Source organism: Metabacillus sp. SLBN-84 (genome assembly GCF_053629595.1).
Genome location: NZ_JBRJIP010000001.1, coordinates 3570934 through 3588769, shown reverse-complemented (window position 1 = coordinate 3588769; position 17836 = coordinate 3570934). Strand labels below are relative to the sequence as shown.

Here is a 17836-nt window from a genome sequence, read left to right as displayed (position 1 = left end):
TTTTCTTTATGCTTTCCTTAAATTTAACTATATTGAAATTGAAATTTTTTTACAGAAATAAAAAGTCAGACAGGCTCAAGATGTGTTAAAATAAGCGGAGAAATCGACGTATTTCTATTTTTTACATACGAAATCAGGCAGGATTTGTCTGAAACATGAAGAAAGAGTTACATATAAATAAAATTACTGGAGGTACGTTATGAGTTTTGAAAAAAGCTATCAGCGCTGGAACAGCAAAACAGATTTAGATTCAGAATTAAGACTGCTTTTATCCGGTTTGGAGAGCGACGACAAGGCGCGCGAGGATTGCTTTTATAAAAACTTGGAGTTTGGGACGGGCGGAATGCGCGGAGAAATTGGTCCAGGCACAAACCGCATGAATGTCTATACGGTCCGCAAAGCTTCAGAAGGACTTGCTCTTTATATCGAATCTTTCGGTGAAGAAGCCAAAAAGCGCGGAGTGGCGATTGCCTACGATTCACGCCACAAATCACCCGAGTTTGCCATGGAGGCAGCAAAGACTCTTGCAAGCCACGGCATTCAAACGTATGTTTTTGAAGAGCTGCGTCCGACACCTGAACTTTCATTTGCTGTCCGCTATTTGAATGCGTTTTCCGGCATCGTAGTAACAGCAAGCCACAATCCTCCTGAATATAACGGCTATAAAGTATACGGCGAAGACGGCGGACAGCTGCCGCCTGCTGCCGCAGATGAAGTCATTGCGAAGGTCAACTCAATTGAAGATGAACTGAGCATCGAGGTAAAGGATGAAGCTGAACTGAAAGAAGCCGGCCTCATCAAAATGATCGGGGAAGAAATCGATGCTGCCTATACAGATAAGCTCGTGACCATTTCGGTAAACCCTGATCTGTCAAAAGAAACAGACTTAAAAATCGTTTTCACTCCGCTTCACGGAACAGCAAACAAGCCTGTTCGCCGCGGACTCAAAGCGCTGGGCTATGAGAATGTAACAGTCGTTGCCGAACAGGAACAGCCAGATCCAAACTTCAGCACAGTAAAATCGCCAAACCCGGAAGAGCATGCAGCATTTGAATATGCGATTCAGTATGGGCAGAAAAACGACGCTGACCTATTAATAGCAACGGATCCTGATGCAGACCGCCTCGGCCTAGCCGTTAAGAATCTCGACGGTGAATACGTCGTTCTGACAGGAAACCAGACAGGCGCCATCCTGCTTCACTACCTTCTTTCCCAGAAAAAAGAAAAAGGCACTCTTCCTGAAAACGGCGTTGTGCTGAAGACCATTGTAACCTCTGAAATTGGCCGTGCCGTTGCTGAGTCATTCGGTCTCGATACAATTGACACGCTTACAGGATTTAAATTTATCGGAGAAAAAATCAACGAATATGAAAGAACAGGTCAATACTCATTCCAGTTCGGATACGAGGAGAGCTACGGCTATCTGATCGGTGATTTTGCACGCGACAAAGATGCCGTTCAGGCTGCCATCCTCGGAGTAGAAGTTGCTGCCTACTACAAAAAACAGGGCAAAACGCTGTACGAAGGCCTGCTTGATCTTTTTGAACAGTACGGCTACTACCGCGAAGGCCTTGAGTCTTTAACCCTCAAGGGAAAAGACGGAGCAGAGCAGATCCAGAGAATTCTTGCATCCTTCCGCAGCACTCCGCCTGAAACACTTGCAGGCTTGAAGGTAACGGTTGTTGAAGATTACAAAGCGGGAACCCGGTTGAACATTTCATCTGCCGAAACAGAAGAAATCACGCTCCCATCTTCAAACGTCCTGAAATACTACCTTGAAGACGGCTCATGGTTCTGTCTCCGCCCATCAGGCACAGAGCCTAAAGCGAAATTCTATTTCGGTGTAAAAGGAAAAACCCTGTCAGAAAGCGAGCAAAAGCTTGAAGAAATATCTTCAGATCTGATGAAAATAGTACATGCATTGATTTAAGCAGAAAGCTGAAAAGGAATTATCCTTTTCGGCTTTTTTTGCGGATTCTTAGGTGTGAATTCGTTTTATAAGTACCATCAATTTTTGATATTCAAGGTTTGAGGGTGCGAATCCGGCATTTGAGTACCCTCAATTTTTGGATTTCTGAGGTTTGAGGGTACGAATTCGACATTTGAGTACCCTCAATTTTGGATTTCTGAGGTTTGAGGGTACGAATCCGGCTTATAAGTGCCCTCAATTTTGGATTTCTGAGGTTTGAGGGTACGAATCCGGCTTATAAGTGCCCACAATTTTTGATTTTTGGGTTTTGAGGGTACTTATCCGTGTTATAAGTGCCCTCAATTTTGGATTTCTTAGGTTTGAGGGTACGAATCCGTCTTACAAGTGCCCTCAATTTTTAATTTTCAAGTTTTGAGGGTACGAATCCAGCTTATAAGTACCCTCAATCTTTGATTTTCAAGTTTTGAGGGTACAAATCCAGCTTATAAGTGCCCTCAATTTTTGATTTTTGGGTTTTGAGGGTACTTATCTGTCTTATAAGTGCCATCAATTTTTGATTTTTAAGTTTTGGGGGTACGAATCCGTCTTATAAGTACCCTCAATTTTTGATTTTCAAGTTTTGAGGGTACGAATCCAGCTTATAAGTACCCTCAATCTTTGATTTTCAAGTTTTGAGGGTACAAATCCAGCTTATAAGTGCCCTCAATTTTTGATTTTTGGGTTTTGAGGGTACTTATCTGTCTTATAAGTGCCCTCAATTTTTGATTTTTAAGTTTTGGGGGTACGAATCCGTCTTACAAGTGCCCTCAATTTTTGATCTTTGGGTTTTGAGGGTACTTATCTGTCTTACAAGTGCCCTCAATTTTTGATTTTCAAGTTTTGAGGGTACGAATCCAGCTTATAAGTACCCTCAATCTTTGATTTTCAAGTTTTGAGGGTACAAATCCGGTTGAGGTATTTTCCTGAGCTAAACGGCCGCTTCCGCTTTCGCATTGTCCAGCTCCGCCTCCCAGGTCCTCAGTCAGAACAAAATCACCGAAAAAGTCAAAAGCGGACTTTTCCGGTGATTCCTTATCTGACTGCCAGGCCTGAACAGTCGGCTTCGCTTTTCGCATTGTCCAGCTCCGCCTCCCAGGTCCTCAGTCGGAACAAAATCACCAAAAAAGTCAAACCCGGACTTTTCCGGTGATTTCTTATCCGACTGCCAGGCCTGAACAGTCGACTCCGCTTTTCGTGGTGTCTAGCTCCATCGGCCAACTCCTCTGCCAGAACGGATTCGGCAGTAAAGGCAAAAAGCGCCTTTTCTGCCGAATCCTTATCTGACTCCCGGAGCTAAACGGCCGCTTCCGCTTTTCCGATCTACATCTAAAGTCGTACTCAAAATCAGTCACATTTACAAGGGAGCAGATGGGAAAAGATTGATATACTGGTTCTATAGACAACGCAGATGAGGGTGAGAAAATGGCTATAGATGAAAAAAGGATTTTTGAGCTGCAGGCTTTGAAAACGATTGCTGAGACGCTTAATCAATCAAACGACCTTATTCAGATGCTGGATGATGTGCTCGGCAAGCTTTTAGATGTGACAGGTCTTGCGACTGGCTGGATTTTTCTGATAGACAGTGACAAGCAATACAGGCTGGCGGCTTATCATTGTCTTCCGCAAGCTCTTGAAGCATGCGGGAAAAAGGCGATGTGCGAGGGCGACTGCTGGTGCATTGATAAATTTTATGACGGCAGGCTGAATAAAGCGGCCAATATTATCAACTGCAAACGCCTCGAGGATGCGGAGGAATTTGAGTGGGGGGATACAAACGGCATTACCCATCATGCGACTGTTCCTCTTCGCACAGGTGAGGAAAAGATCGGACTTTTAAACGTCGCTTCTCCAAATAAAACGCATTTTTCATCAGAAGAACTGGCCCTCCTTGAGGCTGTTGCCCTTCAGATTGGAACAGCCATGAAACGGATGAAGCTTGTTGAGAATGAACAGCGCCTGGCATTGATTGCAGAGCGGAACAGACTTGCGCAGGATCTGCACGATTCCGTTAATCAGCTGCTTTTTTCCATCATGCTGACGGCCAGAGGGGCAAAAGAAATGACTGAGGAAGAGCAGATGCAGGAGATGCTTACATATGTAGGGGATCTTTCGCAGGAGGCTCTGGCAGAAATGAGAGCGCTGATCTGGCAGCTCAGACCTCAGGGACTTGAAAACGGCATTGCATCCGCTCTTATGAATTACGCTAAGGTGCTAGGCTTGAAGCTTGATGCAGATATTCAAGGGGTCCAGACTCTGCCTTGCTGCACAGAAGAAGAGCTGTGGCGAATCGGCCAGGAAGCCTTAAACAACTGTAAAAAACATTCGGGAGTCAAAGAGGCGTCCATTTCCATTTTCAGATGCAAAAATGAAGTAACCATGACCATAAAAGATCAGGGAGCAGGTTTTTCCTATCATGAAAAACTGCTGCTGCCTTCCCTCGGTCTTCAGGGTATGAAGGACAGGGCTCATAAGCTGAAAGGATCTTTTGCAGTGCGGACGGAAATCGGAAAAGGAACCGAAATAGAAATCAGACTACCAATTTAGGGGGATACGGGCAATGGGAATACGCCTGCTGATAGCAGATGATCACAAAGTCGTCCGCAGAGGATTGCATTTTTTTCTTAAAACACAAAAAGACATTGATATTGTGGGAGAAGCCGAAAACGGGAAGGAAGCCGTGGAGCTTGTCCGATCCTTAAACCCGGATGTCATTTTAATGGATCTCTCCATGCCGGTTATGGACGGCGTGGAGGCAACGAAGGAAATCCGCACGTTCAACCAGGAGATCAAAGTTATTATCTTAACGAGCTATGCCGATCAGGACCATGTCATTCCCGCTATTCAGGCCGGTGCATCGGGCTATCAGCTGAAGGATGTCGAACCAGATGAACTGGTCCATACGATCAGGGAAGTGCTTAACGGGGAAAGCAAGCTTCATCCAAAAGTCACATCCCACGTCATGTCCCACTTGATGCAAACGAATCAAAAAGAGCAAAAGCCATTGACACCGCTTACCAATCGGGAAAATGATGTATTAAAGGAGATTGCAAAAGGCAAAAGCAACAAAGAAATAGCATCAGCTCTCTACATTACAGAAAAAACAGTCAAAACACATGTATCCAATATACTTTCTAAGCTTGAGCTTGCAGACCGGACGCAGGCTGCGCTCTATGCAGTGAAAAACGGATTGGACTAAAGAAAGGAAGATGAAAATGAAATTGCTTGTTATTAACGGAAGTCCGAGAAAAAAAGGAAGAACACGGCTTGCTGCTGCTGCAGTCGCAGAAAAATCAGGAGCAGAGCTGATTGATTTAAGCGTGCTGAATCTCCCGCTTTTTAACGGAGAAGAAGAGCAGGAAACCATTGAAGCAGTACAGGAACTAAAAGCGAAAGTTAAGGCGGCTGACGGAATCGTTCTATTATCTCCTGAATACCACAGCGGGATGAGCGGCGCTTTAAAAAACGCGCTTGATTTTCTTGGCAGCGGACAATTTGCCCGCAAACCAGTCGGACTCATTGCTGTTGCAGGGGGCGGAAAGGGCGGTATCAACGCATTGAACAACATGAGAACTGTCATGAGGGGCGTGTATGCAAACGCCATTCCAAAGCAGCTTGTCCTTGATCCGATTTGCTTTGACTACGAAAACAGAAAGCTGCTTGAAGACTCTGACGTCCTTGTCAATCAGCTGATTGAAGAATTAAAAATGTATGTAGAATTTTATGTGCAGAAACAAAAATAATCAGGAGAGGGATGTAATCCCGCTCCTGTTTTTGTTTGACTTCTGAGCTTGAATCATGCGTTGGACGGTTAGACGCCTGATTCGGATTGTTAGACAGGGTATTTCGCTTGTTAGATGTGCTGTTTGGATTGTTAGGCACAGAATTTCGATTGTTAGCCGACTTAAACGGTCGGCTCCGCTCTTCTGGTGTCCAGCTCCATCAGCCAACTCCTCTGTCAGAACGGAACCATCGGCAAAGGCAAAAAGCGCCTTTACCGCTGTTTCCTTATCTGACTCCCGGAGCTAAACGAGCGCTTCCGCTTTTCTCGTTGTCCAGCTCCATCGCTCAACTCCTCTGTCAGAACGGAACCATCGGCAAAGGCAAAAAGCGCCTTTACCACTGTTTCCTTATCTGACTCCCGGAGCTAAACGAGCGCTTCCGCTTTTCTCGTTGTCCAGCTCCATCGCCCAACTCCTCGGCCAGAACGGCTCCGCTGTAAAAAGCAAACCCGGCTTTTTTCGTCGGATCCTTTTCTGTCCTTCGGAGCTAACCGGGCGATTCCGCTTTTCTCACTGTCCAGCTCCGCCTCCCAGCCCTTCCGTCAGAACAAAATCACCGAAAAAGTCAAACCCGGACTTTTCCAATGATTTCTTATCTGGCTCCCGGAGCTAAACGGCTGATTCCGCTTTTCTATGTCAAATAAGCATATTCCGCCTCTTCGTGCTCGTGGCCGGTTTCGACGGCGTGGTCTATATAGCGCAGGAGCGAGTAGAGTTTCTTTTCGACTTCTGCGTAGTTGTTTTCAAAGTTGTAGGCGTGCAGGAACTGCTCGATTCTTTTTGAGAGCAGGTCATCTTTTGTGCGCACCATCAGGATCAGCAGGTTGTCCCACTGCGAGCGGTGCGTGTAGTATAAGGCTTTGTCGTAGTCGACTGTCTCCACATTCATTCCTCCTTTGAAGGAGATATGAATAGTGTATGTGGTTAGGGGGGCTTTTTTCTGTGTAAAAGTTGGAGGGGGCGAAGGCAGTGGGTGGGAGTGTTTTCCCGGGATAAAGAGCGGGTGAGTGAAATGATTCTGTTCAGGAAAAGATAAGTGTATAAGAACTTGCAGCCGGGATGGCCGCAAGTTCCAATTAAAGTCACAGTCAGTTGATAAATGGCAGGTCATCTTCAGATGATGACTGGTAGCCGTCACCGACAATCCAAATACTTTGGTTATCAGGATCAGACACTTTTGTGTACAGGACACTCCGCGGTGACAGGACAGTTCCGGCGGTGCCCGCTTTTATGATATTTGAACTGGAGCCAAGGGTTGGAGAGTACTGATAGTAAACCGTGTCTGTGTCGATTTCAAAATGCAGGTGGGCCCCGGTAGAATACTTTCCGGTGTTCCCGTAGTTGCCCAATCTGGAATCTTTCGTTACACGTGCTCCTTTAGAGACAGCGATTGAATCCAGGTGGTTATACCTGAAAACTAAATCTCTGGTCTTGCCTGTTGAATGAATATAAGCATCGGGATATTTCACGATAACAGTATTGCCGAGTATGTTGTCATAGCCTGTCGCAAGAACTGTTCCGCTGCCGCTTGCCCATACAGCCCGGCTGCCTGATGAAGAAGTCAGGTCCCATCCATAGTGTTTGAATCCAAACCGCTGTTCATACTTCGCATTTAAATATCCTGCAGTGATATAGGCGTTGTTAACAGGCTGAATTAATTTTTGAGCCGCCGAGGCAAATGAAGGGACCGAGAGCACGAGCAAGAAGACGAGGGCTGCGACACTGAATACAATTTTTTTCATTTTTTTCCTCCTTTGTATGATGGTTCCTAATATAAAGAATATTCCGCCTGAAGTACACCGGAATTTTACAATTTGTAAAAAAAGGGAGTATTTTCCTGAGTCATAAGGGCTGTGCATTCCTTCCGCCAAAAGCAGGTATCACTCATACAATGAAGAAGTCTACATATATTGAAAGTACCTAATAGATGGACAAGGGGGGATGAAATGGAAAGGGAGATACGAATTCTGTCGCCATGCGGCATGCTCGGGTACGGTTTTCCGCATGAGAGTTTTTTGAATGGACTGAATTTAAAACCGCACGTGATTGCAGTGGATGCAGGTTCAACAGATGCCGGTCCGCATAAGCTTGGCGCGGGAGTTGGCATTGTTTCAAGGCGTGCTGCGAAAAGAGATATGCAGCTGCTGATTGCTGCAGCGGTTGATCATAAGATTCCGCTGATCATCGGTTCTGCAGGCGGTGCAGGTGCAAAACCCCACGTTGAGTGGACGCTTGAGATTGTTCATGAAATTATAAACGAGATAGCCGCTGAGCAGAAAATCGCCGTCATTTGGGCTGATATTCAGCACCAATCTGTCTTCGAAGCCTTTGAAGCTAATCGTATAAAAAAAATGAGTCCGAATGTTCCCGATCTAACAGAGAAAACGCTCAGTGAAACGAGTGCTATTGTTGCTCAAATGGGCCATGAACCTATAGTCCGGGCACTTGAGCAGGGATGTGACATTATTGTTTGCGGAAGGGCGTTTGATCCATCCGTCTACGCAGCAGCCGGCATCTTTTTTGGAAAAGATCCCGGCCTTTCGTATCACCTTGGAAAAATCCTTGAATGCGGGGCACTGTGTGCAGAACCGGGAACTACGAAAGACTGCATTTTAGGCACGATAAAAAAAGATTCTTTCACGGTTCAGGCGCTGAATCCGTCCAGAACATGCACAGCAGCAAGCGTGGCAGCTCATACCTTTTATGAAAAAGACCACCCATACCTCCTGCACGGTCCCGGTTTTATGCTGGATTTATCCGGGTGCACATTTCATGATGGGGGAAGCGGCATTGTAGAAGTATCAGGAAGCAGGTACATCCCTTCAAATGAATACTGGATAAAATTAGAAGGCGCACGGAAGACGGCATACAGAACCTTTGTGATTGCCGGTGTCCGCGATCCGCTGCTGATTGAAAAAATCGATGAAGTAGAAGAGGCTGTAAAACAGGATGTCTTAAGCCACTACAAGGAAATACCTGCTGACTCCTATCAGATCCAGTTTTACAACTACGGCAAAAATGCTGTACTGGGTGAAAATGAACGGGCTGTTTTTTCAGGACATGAGCTTGGCATTCTATTTGAAGTGACCGCTGTTACCCAGGAGATGGCGAGCAGCATTTGCGCGTCACTTCGCTCTACATTTTTGCATTTTGGCTATGAGGGCAGGAAGTCAACTGCAGGAAACCTGGCTTTTCCTTTTGCCCCGAGTGATATTGATTTTGGACCTGTTTATGAGTTTTCCGTCTATCATCTTATGAAACTTGAAAAAGAGCTGCCTTTTCGGCTGGAGGTTTTATGACATCACTTGGAGAGTATGCAAAAATCCTCAGAAGCAAAAACTCAGGGCCGTTTGAGATTACACTGGATGTTTTATTCAGCGACAGAGTGACCTACGATCATGTGAAGAAGACCGGGAAAATTAATAAAGAAACAATTTGCGGGCTTTACCTCCTGAAAAAGGAGCAGCTGAAGAGCATTGTTTTTTATGATCAGGCACTTGGGTTTAAAGTGACGTTTTACAGAAACACTTCATCGGGGGCGGTTTGTGACCGCGATGTATACGGTGCCCAGCAGCATGCGCCGCTTATGAACCTAGAAATAGATTAGGAGATTGAAAGATGAAGAAAATTGCTGTTATCGGAAGTTTGAATATGGATTTAGTAGCTGTTACGGAAGTGTCGCCAAAGATGGGAGAAACCGTATTCGGCAAGGACTTCAGCATGTTTCCCGGAGGCAAGGGAGCGAACCAGGCAACGGCAGCAGGCAGACTTGGAGCGCAGGTCATGATGTTTGGCACTGTTGGAGACGACGATCACGGGAGGTCCCTGCTTGCAGAGCTTGATATAAATCATGTTGATGCCAGCCATGTGGCTAAGCGGAAGGATTCTCCTACAGGCTGCGCCATGATTGAGAGCTGCCTGGGCCAAAACCGGATTATTGTGATACCGGGTGCAAACAGCAAAACAGACAGAAGCTATCTTGAGGAGAAAATGGAGGTCATCCTTGAAGCGGATGTGATCCTTCTTTCAATGGAAATTCCGCTGGAGTCGATAGAGTATGCGGCTGAAATACTCAGCGGATATGGAAAGACGGTCATTCTGAATCCCGCTCCGGCTGTTCCCATTCCGAAATCACTGATTGATCACACATCCTGCATTCTGCCAAACGAGCACGAAGCCGCCATTCTTTTCAACATGCCGGAGGAAGAAGCATTAAGGAAATATCCCAATAAGCTGCTTATTACAAAAGGAGAGCAGGGAGTCGTCTATCATGACGGCGAAAAGCCGGTTCATATACCTGCCGTAAAAGTAAATCCGGTTGATTCCACAGGTGCAGGAGATACATTTGCCGGCGCGTTCGCAGCGGCTTCAGCGAAAGGACTGGTGTTAAAAGAAGCTGTACAGTTTGCCGCAGCTGCAGCAGGCTTGAGTGTGGAAAAACACGGGGCACAAAGCGGCATGCCGACGGAAAAAGAACTGGAGGCATTCAGAAGCAGGGGCAGAAGCAATGAGTAGGGAAAAGCTTGCCTTTATTAAGCGGGACTGGGTTTTATACGTAATGTTTTTTCCTGCGCTTATATATTTCGGTATTTTCCATATTGTGCCGCTGATCGGGATGAAGCTCGCCTTTCAGGATTACCGGATTATCGGTGACAATGTGTGGGTCGGCTTGAAGCATTTTTATGTGTTATTTGATTCGCCCGCGTTTTTCACTGTGCTGAAAAATACCATCATCATCAGCACGATGAAAATCATTTTTGTTTTTCCGATTCCCATTATTCTGTCGCTGCTTATTAATGAAATCAGGCACGCCTCTTACCGGAAGTATGTTCAGTCTGTTGTCTATCTTCCTCACTTTCTTTCATGGGTTGTCATTGCAGGCATCTGGATCAGCCTGCTGAATCCGGTGGACGGAGGAGTGAATATCATTCGGAATATTTTCCAGCTGCCTTCGCTTGATTATATGACAAGCAAAGATCAGATCCGCTGGGTCCTTGTATTTTCCGAAATGTGGAGAAGCGCGGGATGGGATTCCATTATTTATCTGGCTGCAATTATGAAAATCAGCCCTTCTCTTTATGAAGCGGCAAAGATGGACGGGGCCTCCGGACTGCAGCAGATGAGGTATATTACGCTCCCTGAAATGAAAAGCACGGTCATTACCGTATTCATCTTAAACCTCGGATTCTTTATGAATGCAGGCTTTGATCAGGTATTTAACTTTATGAATGACTCAGTTATAAGTGTTGTAGATATTTTGGATACATATGTATACCGGATCGGAATTCTGAACGGTCAGTATGCATATGCGACGGCCGCCAGCCTTTTCAAAGGAGCAATTGGTGTTGTGCTGATCTTTGGAACACATTTTCTCGCCAAACGCCTGACCGGAAAGGGAGTGTGGTGAGAATGAAAACGAAGAAATGGCCGGTCGTGATTTTGTATACAGGCTTGTTTCTTGTGACGCTGACGATGATTGTGCCGATCCTGAACCTTTTGGCCCTCTCGCTGACAGCACCGGAAAACGCCCATAAAATGACTGGACTTTCGCTGCTTCCGAAAGGCTTTTCTCTCGTAAACTATGAGATTCTCCTTTCAAACCCGCTGATTGTGAAGAGCTTGTTTAACTCTCTTTTTATTACGGCTGCCGGAACGCTGCTGAACCTTCTTTTGACAGCGCTTTCAGCTTATGTTCTGACAAGGAAGAGGCTGGTTGGAAGAAGACTGTTTATGGTGCTGCTGATCGTCATCATGGTGTTTGAGCCCGGTCTTATTCCTGAGTACCTTGTGGTGAAAGACCTGGGGCTGCTGGATTCTTACCTTTCGCTGATTCTTTATAAGGCGATAAATGTTTACTATTTGTTTATTATGATGAGATTTTTCGAGGATGTGCCTGAAAGTATTCTTGAGGCCGCCAGAATGGACGGGGCCGGGCATATCAATATTTTCTTCAGAATTATGCTGCCGCTGTCTAAGCCGGCACTGGCGACACTTGGTCTTTTTTACGCCGTTTTTCACTGGAATGAGTTTTTCCGGGCTTCGATTTATTTGACGGACCCGGGGAAGTGGCCGCTGCAGCTCGTACTCAGGCAGTTTGTTGTGGAACGGGACAATGCTTCGCTCGTCGGCGTGCAGACCCTGCTTGAATACAAAAGTGTGGCAAGCCTTGATTTCGCGTCGCTTCAGGCAGGCACCATCATCCTTGCCATTGTGCCGCTTTTGATCATGTATCCCTTCATCCTCAAATTTTATGCAAAAGGTGCGCTTGAGGGCGGAGTGAAAGATTAATTAAAAATTGAAAAGGGGAATGAAGATGAGAAAATGGCTGCTAATACTCCTTGCAACTTTGCTTATCACGGCTGCAGGATGCTCTGAGAAAACGGAAACCTCTGAGAAAAATGAAGACGGTTCAACGACAATCCGGATTGTCATGAAGGATGAAAACCCGTCAAATCCCGCTTCTGTTAAGTATTTTGAGGCGCTGGAAAAAGGATTGAAAGAAGATGAGAAGCTCGATGTGAAATTTGAGCTTGTTGAGATGCCGCAGGGCAACTACGCTGAAAAATTAAACCTGCTCCTTATGAGCGGGGACATACCGGATATGATTTATTTTCAGGGCGGAGACCAGCAGATAGCTGATCAGGATCTGCTTGAAGATCTGACGCCGCATATTGAAAAATCGAAGTACATTAAGGATAAACTCGAACCATGGAATGAGAAACGTCTTGAAAACTACCCGTATTTGCTCTGGATCAAGCCGCTGTCCCAAAAAACGCCGGTGATCAGGGGGGACTGGTTTGACAAAATGGCTTCATCCAAAGCACTGATGGCGGATCCGACGATCGACAATTATTATGCGTTTTTCAAAGAACTGAAAACGAGTCCTCCTGGAGGAGAAGGAAAGCCTTCATACGCATTTACCGCGGCGGGTGATATTGAAGAGCTGAATGCCATTTTCAATATGTCCTTCGGCCTCACTTCCTCCTGGCTGAAAAAAGATGGAAGCTTTGTGTATCACAAAGTATCAGCTGAGGAAAAAGAGAAGCTTGCTTTTTATCAGAAACTCTACAAAGAAGGTCTATTGGACCCTGAATATTTAACAAAAGAATGGGATACGAAAGAAAAGGCATTTTATGATGGTGAAGCAGGGGTTATTACTGGTACGGCAGGTAAAGTCATCGATATATACAACGGGAAAATGATGCAGACGAACGGAAACGAAGCGGCAGTGAAAGTTCTTCCGCCTGCTAAAGGGAAAGGCCAGGGCTTTGGGGCTGCAGATGTGACAAAAGAAGCCCGGGGCGTTGCGATTTCTTCCCAATCAGAGAAAAAAGAACTGGCTTTTAAAATTCTTGATTATCTTGCAGGCCCGAAAGGTCAAATGATTGACCGCCTCGGCTTTGAAGGGGAGCATTACAGCACAGATGGCGGAGAAATTGAACTGACGGACACCTATTACGAGCAGTGGTTTGCAAGATTCTGGGAGCCGTCAGAATTCACGCCTGACATGCCGCTGAAAAAGCCGCTCCTAAGCAAAGAAGCCGAAGCTTCACTGAAGCTTGTCAACGATTTCTATCAGGAGGATAACCTGTTCATTTTACCGGAAGAGTACATTGCAAACTGGGATGCCATGGAAAACCTCTATAAAGAATACTCCACAGACATCATTACAGGCAAACGCCCACTAGAAGACTTCGATGCGTTTGTAAAAGAGTGGGAGGCTGCCGGTGGCAAAGAAATTACGGAATATGCGAATAAACAATTGAAATAGGTCTCTTTTATATTCGCTGCTAATTTAGTAAAGATCCGGATAACTCCAGTGTACTGAAGCGGAAGGCACTTGACTCCTGCGGGATAAAGAGGGCACGGAAGATCCCGCAAGCGCAGCGAGGAAGCTTCCGGCACTCCCCGCGGAAAGCAAGTGACTGGAGCGATAGGGAACGGGTATGAATGTAAAAACAGTGTTAATTATGTGATTAAAGGGAGATTCTTCGCAGAGTCTCTTTTTTTAGGCCTTTATTTAGGAGCACGTTCAAAAAGCTCCCTGCACAATTCTTCTCTATCAAACTTTTTCCTGCAAAAAAGTAAGAATGATTGCCCCTCCCCATACGTATGGTAGAAAGAACAGCTTGTACAGAAAAAGGGGAGAGGGGAATGCATGTTGATTCCTAAAGATTATCTGGAGCGGGTGTATGCAGGCTTTCTCGGCATGAATGCAGGGATCAGGCTCGGAGCGCCGGTTGAGCCGCTTGAATGGACATATGAACGGATACATGATGTGTACGGTGAGATAAACGGCTATTTAAAAGACTATAACGTTTTTTCGGCGGACGATGATGCGAACGGGCCGGCTTTTTTCATAAGGGCTCTTTACGATGACGCGAAAGACCGGGAAATGACGGCTGAAGACGTGGGTCGTGCATGGCTGAATTATACGCGCCACGGCATCGGAATGTTCTGGTGGGGCGGTGAAGGAATCAGCACGGAGCATACGGCGTATCTGAATCTTGAAAAAGGCATTCAGCCTCCGTATTCCGGTTCAGCAGAAAAAAACGGCCTTACGCTTGCCGAACAGATCGGCGGGCAGATTTTTGTGGATACGTGGGGACTGCTTTTCCCCGGAAATCCGGAAAAAGCAGCCGATTATGCAGCAAAAGCCGCGAGTGTATCACATGATAAAAACGGCATTTACGGGGCCAGGTTCATCGCGGCCTGCATTGCGGCGGCCTTCGATGCTTCGGACATTCAGGAAGTGATCGCAAGGGCCTTAAAAACCATTCCGCAGGACAGCACGTACGCTAAACTCGCAGGTGAAGTGCTGGATTTTCACTGGGAGCATCCGGGTGATTTCCGGGCATGCAGAGATTTTCTTGAGGTGAACTGGGGCTATGACAAATACCCCGGAGTGTGCCATATTATCCCCAATGCTGGAGTGTGCATCCTTGCCATGCTCTACGGTGAGGGTTCCTTTGAAAGAACCATTGAGATCGCCACCATGTGCGGGTGGGATACAGACTGCAATGCCGGTAAAATCGGAACCATTGCAGGCGTGCTCTATGGAATCCGCAGCATAGCTGATCATTACCGAAAACCAATCAACGACTTTATCGTTCTGTCCAGTGTCTCGGGCTATTTGAACTTGATGGACATCCCTACTTTCGCAAAAGAGCTTGCGCTTCTTGGCTGCAGAGTGGCTGGAGAAGAACCACCAGACCCGCTTGTCAAAAGCTATAAAAAAGAAAATCTCTATTTCGACTTTGTCCTTCCGGGATCGACACACGGTTTTCAAACGGATTTTCCGTTTAAGCTTTTTCTCAGGCACTGTCCTGACAAGGGCTTCACGACAAAGGGTTCACTTGAGATCTTCATTGACCGGATGATTGAAGGAGAGGCTGGTAAAGTATTTTACAAGCCGTTCCACAGCAGAAAAGAGTTTAACGACGAAAAATACAAACCGGCTTTTTCTCCTAAAATATGCAGCGGCCAGACCATCAGCATGAAGGTGTTTTCAGATAAATGGCAGGGGGAAGACATCGTTTTGACACCATATGTCAGAAATACGTTCACGGAAGAGAATCTAAAGCTGCAGTCTGTCCAACTCGTCAATGGGGTCTGGAATGAGATTTCCTTTATCGTTCCAGATACACACGGTGCGGTCATTGATGAAGCCGGCTTTATGATAGAAAGCCCTTCACATCTGCTGGAACGGGCATTCGGAAAACTCTATCTTGATGAATTCGAAGTCAGCGGAAAAGCTTATTACACGATTGATTTCAGCAAACAGGCAACTGAGTTCCAGTCGGTTACGCCTTTTGCCCATCATAAAGGCAAAGCACTACTTGAGAACGGCAAAATGAAATGCACGTCTGATGAAGAATGTTCGTCGTTTACGGGGAATTATCATGCACGGGATTATACGGTTTCAGCAGACGTGGAACCGGTTAGCGGCGGCTGTCACATGATGATTGCCAGGGCGGAAGGCGTATACCGCCATTACAGGGCGGGGTTTGACGGCCAAAACAAGGTGTCCCTGCATCTTGTTGATTTTGGAGTGAAGAAATTGGTGGAAGTTCCTTTTGACTGGAGCCATACCGAAACATACAGATTTGAAGTGACATGCACCGGCAGTCAGATTTGCTTTTCCATTAATGACGAAAAGATATTTTCTGCGGAAGACAGCCGCTTTGCATCCGGCATGTTCGGTTTTTCTGTGCTTGGAAAAGGCGAGGCGCTGCTTTCAAATGTTGCGTGTAAAGAGCTGTAGAGGGAGGGAAAGGATATGAAGGAAAAGCTGCTTGATAAAATCGAAGGCGTCATTTACGGCGGGGCTGTCGGCGATGCGATGGGATCGCCTACTGAAGGGCTGGTTCCAGCGGTTATCAGAGAGAAATTCGGAGTTGTGACTACCTTCCGGGAGCCTGCAAGCAATGCCTGGAGGGAGCCCGGCAACATGCGGCCACTTGAAAAGGGCAATGGCCACATCTCGGATGATACGCTGATGGTAGAAGCGCTTCTCAGGGTATACGAAAAAAAGCAGCGGCATCTCAATGCCTATGATATTGCTGAATCTCTAGTAGAAGAAATTGCAGAGCACAAGGTCTACATTCCTGAGCTGAAAAAAGAGGCACCTGTCATTACCCGTCTTTATTACCCGGAGCAGTATTTATTCCTGAGACACAGGCTTGCAAACGTGGATCCTCGTGAAGCGGGTCAAGGCAACATGGTAAACTGCGGGGCGGCGATGTATATGAGTCCGGTCGGCATCATGAATGCAGGTGATCCGGAGCGTGCCTACCGGGAAGCGATTGACCTTGCAGGGGCCCATCAGACAAGCTACGGCAGGGAAGCTGCGGGAGTCATGGCAGCGGCCGTTGCTGAAGCGATGAGCATGGATGCAAGCGTGCAGAGCATTCTCTCTGCTGCAAGAGAACTTGCTAAAGATGGAACAAAGCTTGCGATAGAAGCCGTTCTTGACGCGGCAGCAGGACACCTTGATGTTTTATCAGCACGAGACGATCTTCGGGCAGCGATGGAACCCTTTGATACCGTAAAATCCTTTTCAGACCGGAAAAAACAGGGGAAAGGAAATGCGAACATTCCAAGCCGGATACATTCTATTGAAGAGCTGCCTGTTGCTCTTGCTCTTTTTTCCATTGCAGGCGGCGACACGATGAAAACCATCATTGGCGGTGTGAATTACGGGCATGACGCTGATTCCATCGCAAGCATGGGAGGAGCCATTGCTGGAGCACTTTGCGGAGGGGCGTCTATACCGGAAGAACTCAAGGAAGAACTTGATGCCGTCAATAAGCGTTCCTTCAAACAGCTAGCCCATAAAGCCTTTAAGACGTTGACTCCTATTTTGAAAAGTGACCTGGCAAGCCACCAAAAACGGTTTTCCCGAATCGGCCGGTGAACCGAATATCTTACGTATTTTCCAAAATTCCTTCAGATTAACAGTAAATGGTTGTAAATAAGCGTGTAATTCTTGTTAAGAGCGGGTAAAGAATAATACAAACTCATAGAAAGAGGTACAGCGATGAGACAACCTACCATTTACTTTCTGTCCTATTTCAACTCATGCAGGAGCTTAATAGCAGAAGCCTGGGCAAAGAAATTGTTCTCCGGTAAATGGCAAATTAAAAGTGCCGGCCTTGCCAAAACTCAAGTCGACCCTGTCTGTGTGAAAGCAATGAAAGAAGTGAACGTATCCATGGAAGACTCTGACTCTGAGAAAATTGACCTTGGCCTGTTAAATAAAGCGGATATTGTTGTCCAAATGTTTGATTATAAGCAGGAAAAAACGCCTCCGGTGGACGGAGCAAAGGAGAATGTGCTTTCATGGAACCTTCCAAATCTTTCGCTTTACGCTTTTGAAAATGAAGAGGAGGAATTTGCCCACTACCAGGAGCTTTGCGACGATATCGCAATGAGGGTAAAAAAGCTTTATGAATCAATGGAAGGCAAACAGGCCGACCATACGGTTTCTGCTGTGTAAAAGTAAAAAAAGCTTGGCGGATGCCAAGCGTACATAACCCATTTTTCCGCTGCCTCTTTCATGGATATCTCCATTTTAAAAGACTTTGTC

The 17836-nt window shown here is 46.2% G+C and carries 15 protein-coding genes; 13 read left to right on the top strand and 2 right to left on the bottom strand.

Annotation, left to right across the window (positions count from 1 at the left end; genetic code table 11):
- Window positions 1-199 precede the first annotated feature (199 nt).
- The 4 genes from RKD52_RS18125 to RKD52_RS18110 all read left to right on the top strand — a co-directional run bounded on the left by RKD52_RS18125 (window position 200) and on the right by RKD52_RS18110 (window position 5709).
- Window positions 200-1930, top strand: a complete 1731-nt coding sequence (locus tag RKD52_RS18125; RefSeq protein ID WP_454100813.1) for a phospho-sugar mutase — start codon at window positions 200-202, stop codon at window positions 1928-1930.
- Between the two features lie 1461 nt (window positions 1931-3391).
- Window positions 3392-4513: a GAF domain-containing sensor histidine kinase gene (locus tag RKD52_RS18120; RefSeq protein WP_454100812.1), complete on the top strand. Its 1122-nt coding sequence runs from the start codon at window positions 3392-3394 to the stop codon at window positions 4511-4513.
- A gap of 13 nt (window positions 4514-4526) precedes the next feature.
- Window positions 4527-5165: a response regulator gene (locus RKD52_RS18115; protein ID WP_454100811.1), complete on the top strand. Its 639-nt coding sequence runs from the start codon at window positions 4527-4529 to the stop codon at window positions 5163-5165.
- 16 nt (window positions 5166-5181) lie between these two features.
- On the top strand, window positions 5182-5709 hold the full coding sequence (locus RKD52_RS18110; protein WP_454100810.1) for an NADPH-dependent FMN reductase: 528 nt from the start codon (window positions 5182-5184) through the stop codon (window positions 5707-5709).
- Between the two features lie 670 nt (window positions 5710-6379).
- Here the strand turns inward: RKD52_RS18110 and RKD52_RS18105 are convergent.
- Together RKD52_RS18105 and RKD52_RS18100 are read right to left on the bottom strand one after the other, a co-directional pair.
- On the bottom strand, window positions 6380-6631 hold the full coding sequence (locus RKD52_RS18105) for a YhdB family protein (protein WP_029567235.1): 252 nt from the start codon (window positions 6629-6631) through the stop codon (window positions 6380-6382).
- Between the two features lie 205 nt (window positions 6632-6836).
- The gene (locus tag RKD52_RS18100; protein ID WP_454100809.1) at window positions 6837-7490 is read right to left on the bottom strand and encodes a M23 family metallopeptidase; all 654 of its coding nucleotides are present in this window, start codon (window positions 7488-7490) and stop codon (window positions 6837-6839) included.
- Between the two features lie 204 nt (window positions 7491-7694).
- Here RKD52_RS18100 and RKD52_RS18095 point away from each other — a divergent pair, with 204 nt between their 5' ends.
- The 9 genes from RKD52_RS18095 (at window position 7695) to RKD52_RS18055 (ending at window position 17746) form a co-directional block, all read left to right on the top strand.
- Window positions 7695-9047: an acyclic terpene utilization AtuA family protein gene (locus tag RKD52_RS18095; RefSeq protein ID WP_454100808.1), complete on the top strand. Its 1353-nt coding sequence runs from the start codon at window positions 7695-7697 to the stop codon at window positions 9045-9047.
- On the top strand, window positions 9044-9355 hold the full coding sequence (locus RKD52_RS18090; protein WP_203289614.1) for a DUF4387 domain-containing protein: 312 nt from the start codon (window positions 9044-9046) through the stop codon (window positions 9353-9355). Before RKD52_RS18095 ends, RKD52_RS18090 begins: the two co-directional genes overlap by 4 nt.
- Before the next feature lie 11 nt (window positions 9356-9366).
- Entirely contained in the window at window positions 9367-10263 is an 897-nt protein-coding gene (gene rbsK / locus RKD52_RS18085; RefSeq protein WP_454100807.1) for a ribokinase, read from the top strand.
- Window positions 10256-11155: an ABC transporter permease gene (locus RKD52_RS18080; RefSeq protein ID WP_454100806.1), complete on the top strand. Its 900-nt coding sequence runs from the start codon at window positions 10256-10258 to the stop codon at window positions 11153-11155. The genes rbsK and RKD52_RS18080 overlap by 8 nt, the downstream gene beginning before the upstream one ends.
- Window positions 11156-11157: 2 nt before the next feature.
- The gene (locus RKD52_RS18075) at window positions 11158-12036 is read left to right on the top strand and encodes a carbohydrate ABC transporter permease (RefSeq protein WP_454100805.1); all 879 of its coding nucleotides are present in this window, start codon (window positions 11158-11160) and stop codon (window positions 12034-12036) included.
- A 25-nt stretch (window positions 12037-12061) separates the two neighbouring features.
- Window positions 12062-13519 (top strand): extracellular solute-binding protein, encoded by a 1458-nt coding sequence (locus RKD52_RS18070; protein ID WP_454100804.1) that lies wholly within the window; start codon window positions 12062-12064, stop codon window positions 13517-13519.
- Between the two features lie 387 nt (window positions 13520-13906).
- Complete coding sequence (locus RKD52_RS18065; protein WP_454100803.1) at window positions 13907-16012, top strand: ADP-ribosylglycohydrolase family protein; 2106 nt, start codon at window positions 13907-13909, stop codon at window positions 16010-16012.
- A 15-nt stretch (window positions 16013-16027) separates the two neighbouring features.
- Window positions 16028-17164: an ADP-ribosylglycohydrolase family protein gene (locus RKD52_RS18060; RefSeq protein ID WP_454100802.1), complete on the top strand. Its 1137-nt coding sequence runs from the start codon at window positions 16028-16030 to the stop codon at window positions 17162-17164.
- Window positions 17165-17287: 123 nt separating this feature from the next.
- Window positions 17288-17746, top strand: coding sequence for an arsenate reductase/protein-tyrosine-phosphatase family protein (locus tag RKD52_RS18055; protein WP_369735501.1), 459 nt, complete (start codon window positions 17288-17290; stop codon window positions 17744-17746).
- Window positions 17747-17836 lie beyond the last annotated feature (90 nt).

Excerpts from the sequence above, each read along its gene's own strand:
- RKD52_RS18125 (WP_454100813.1), top strand. The coding sequence starts at position 200 with ATGAGTTTTGAAAAAAGCTATCAGCGCTGGAACAGCAAAACAGATTTA.
- RKD52_RS18080 (WP_454100806.1), top strand. The coding sequence starts at position 10,256 with ATGAGTAGGGAAAAGCTTGCCTTTATTAAGCGGGACTGGGTTTTATAC.
- RKD52_RS18060 (WP_454100802.1), top strand. The coding sequence starts at position 16,028 with ATGAAGGAAAAGCTGCTTGATAAAATCGAAGGCGTCATTTACGGCGGG.
- RKD52_RS18120 (WP_454100812.1), top strand. The coding sequence starts at position 3,392 with ATGGCTATAGATGAAAAAAGGATTTTTGAGCTGCAGGCTTTGAAAACG.
- RKD52_RS18095 (WP_454100808.1), top strand. The coding sequence starts at position 7,695 with ATGGAAAGGGAGATACGAATTCTGTCGCCATGCGGCATGCTCGGGTAC.
- rbsK (WP_454100807.1), top strand. The coding sequence starts at position 9,367 with ATGAAGAAAATTGCTGTTATCGGAAGTTTGAATATGGATTTAGTAGCT.
- RKD52_RS18110 (WP_454100810.1), top strand. The coding sequence starts at position 5,182 with ATGAAATTGCTTGTTATTAACGGAAGTCCGAGAAAAAAAGGAAGAACA.
- RKD52_RS18090 (WP_203289614.1), top strand. The coding sequence starts at position 9,044 with ATGACATCACTTGGAGAGTATGCAAAAATCCTCAGAAGCAAAAACTCA.
- RKD52_RS18100 (WP_454100809.1), bottom strand. The coding sequence starts at position 7,490 with ATGAAAAAAATTGTATTCAGTGTCGCAGCCCTCGTCTTCTTGCTCGTG.
- RKD52_RS18075 (WP_454100805.1), top strand. The coding sequence starts at position 11,158 with ATGAAAACGAAGAAATGGCCGGTCGTGATTTTGTATACAGGCTTGTTT.
- RKD52_RS18070 (WP_454100804.1), top strand. The coding sequence starts at position 12,062 with ATGAGAAAATGGCTGCTAATACTCCTTGCAACTTTGCTTATCACGGCT.
- RKD52_RS18055 (WP_369735501.1), top strand. The coding sequence starts at position 17,288 with ATGAGACAACCTACCATTTACTTTCTGTCCTATTTCAACTCATGCAGG.
- RKD52_RS18065 (WP_454100803.1), top strand. The coding sequence starts at position 13,907 with ATGTTGATTCCTAAAGATTATCTGGAGCGGGTGTATGCAGGCTTTCTC.
- RKD52_RS18115 (WP_454100811.1), top strand. The coding sequence starts at position 4,527 with ATGGGAATACGCCTGCTGATAGCAGATGATCACAAAGTCGTCCGCAGA.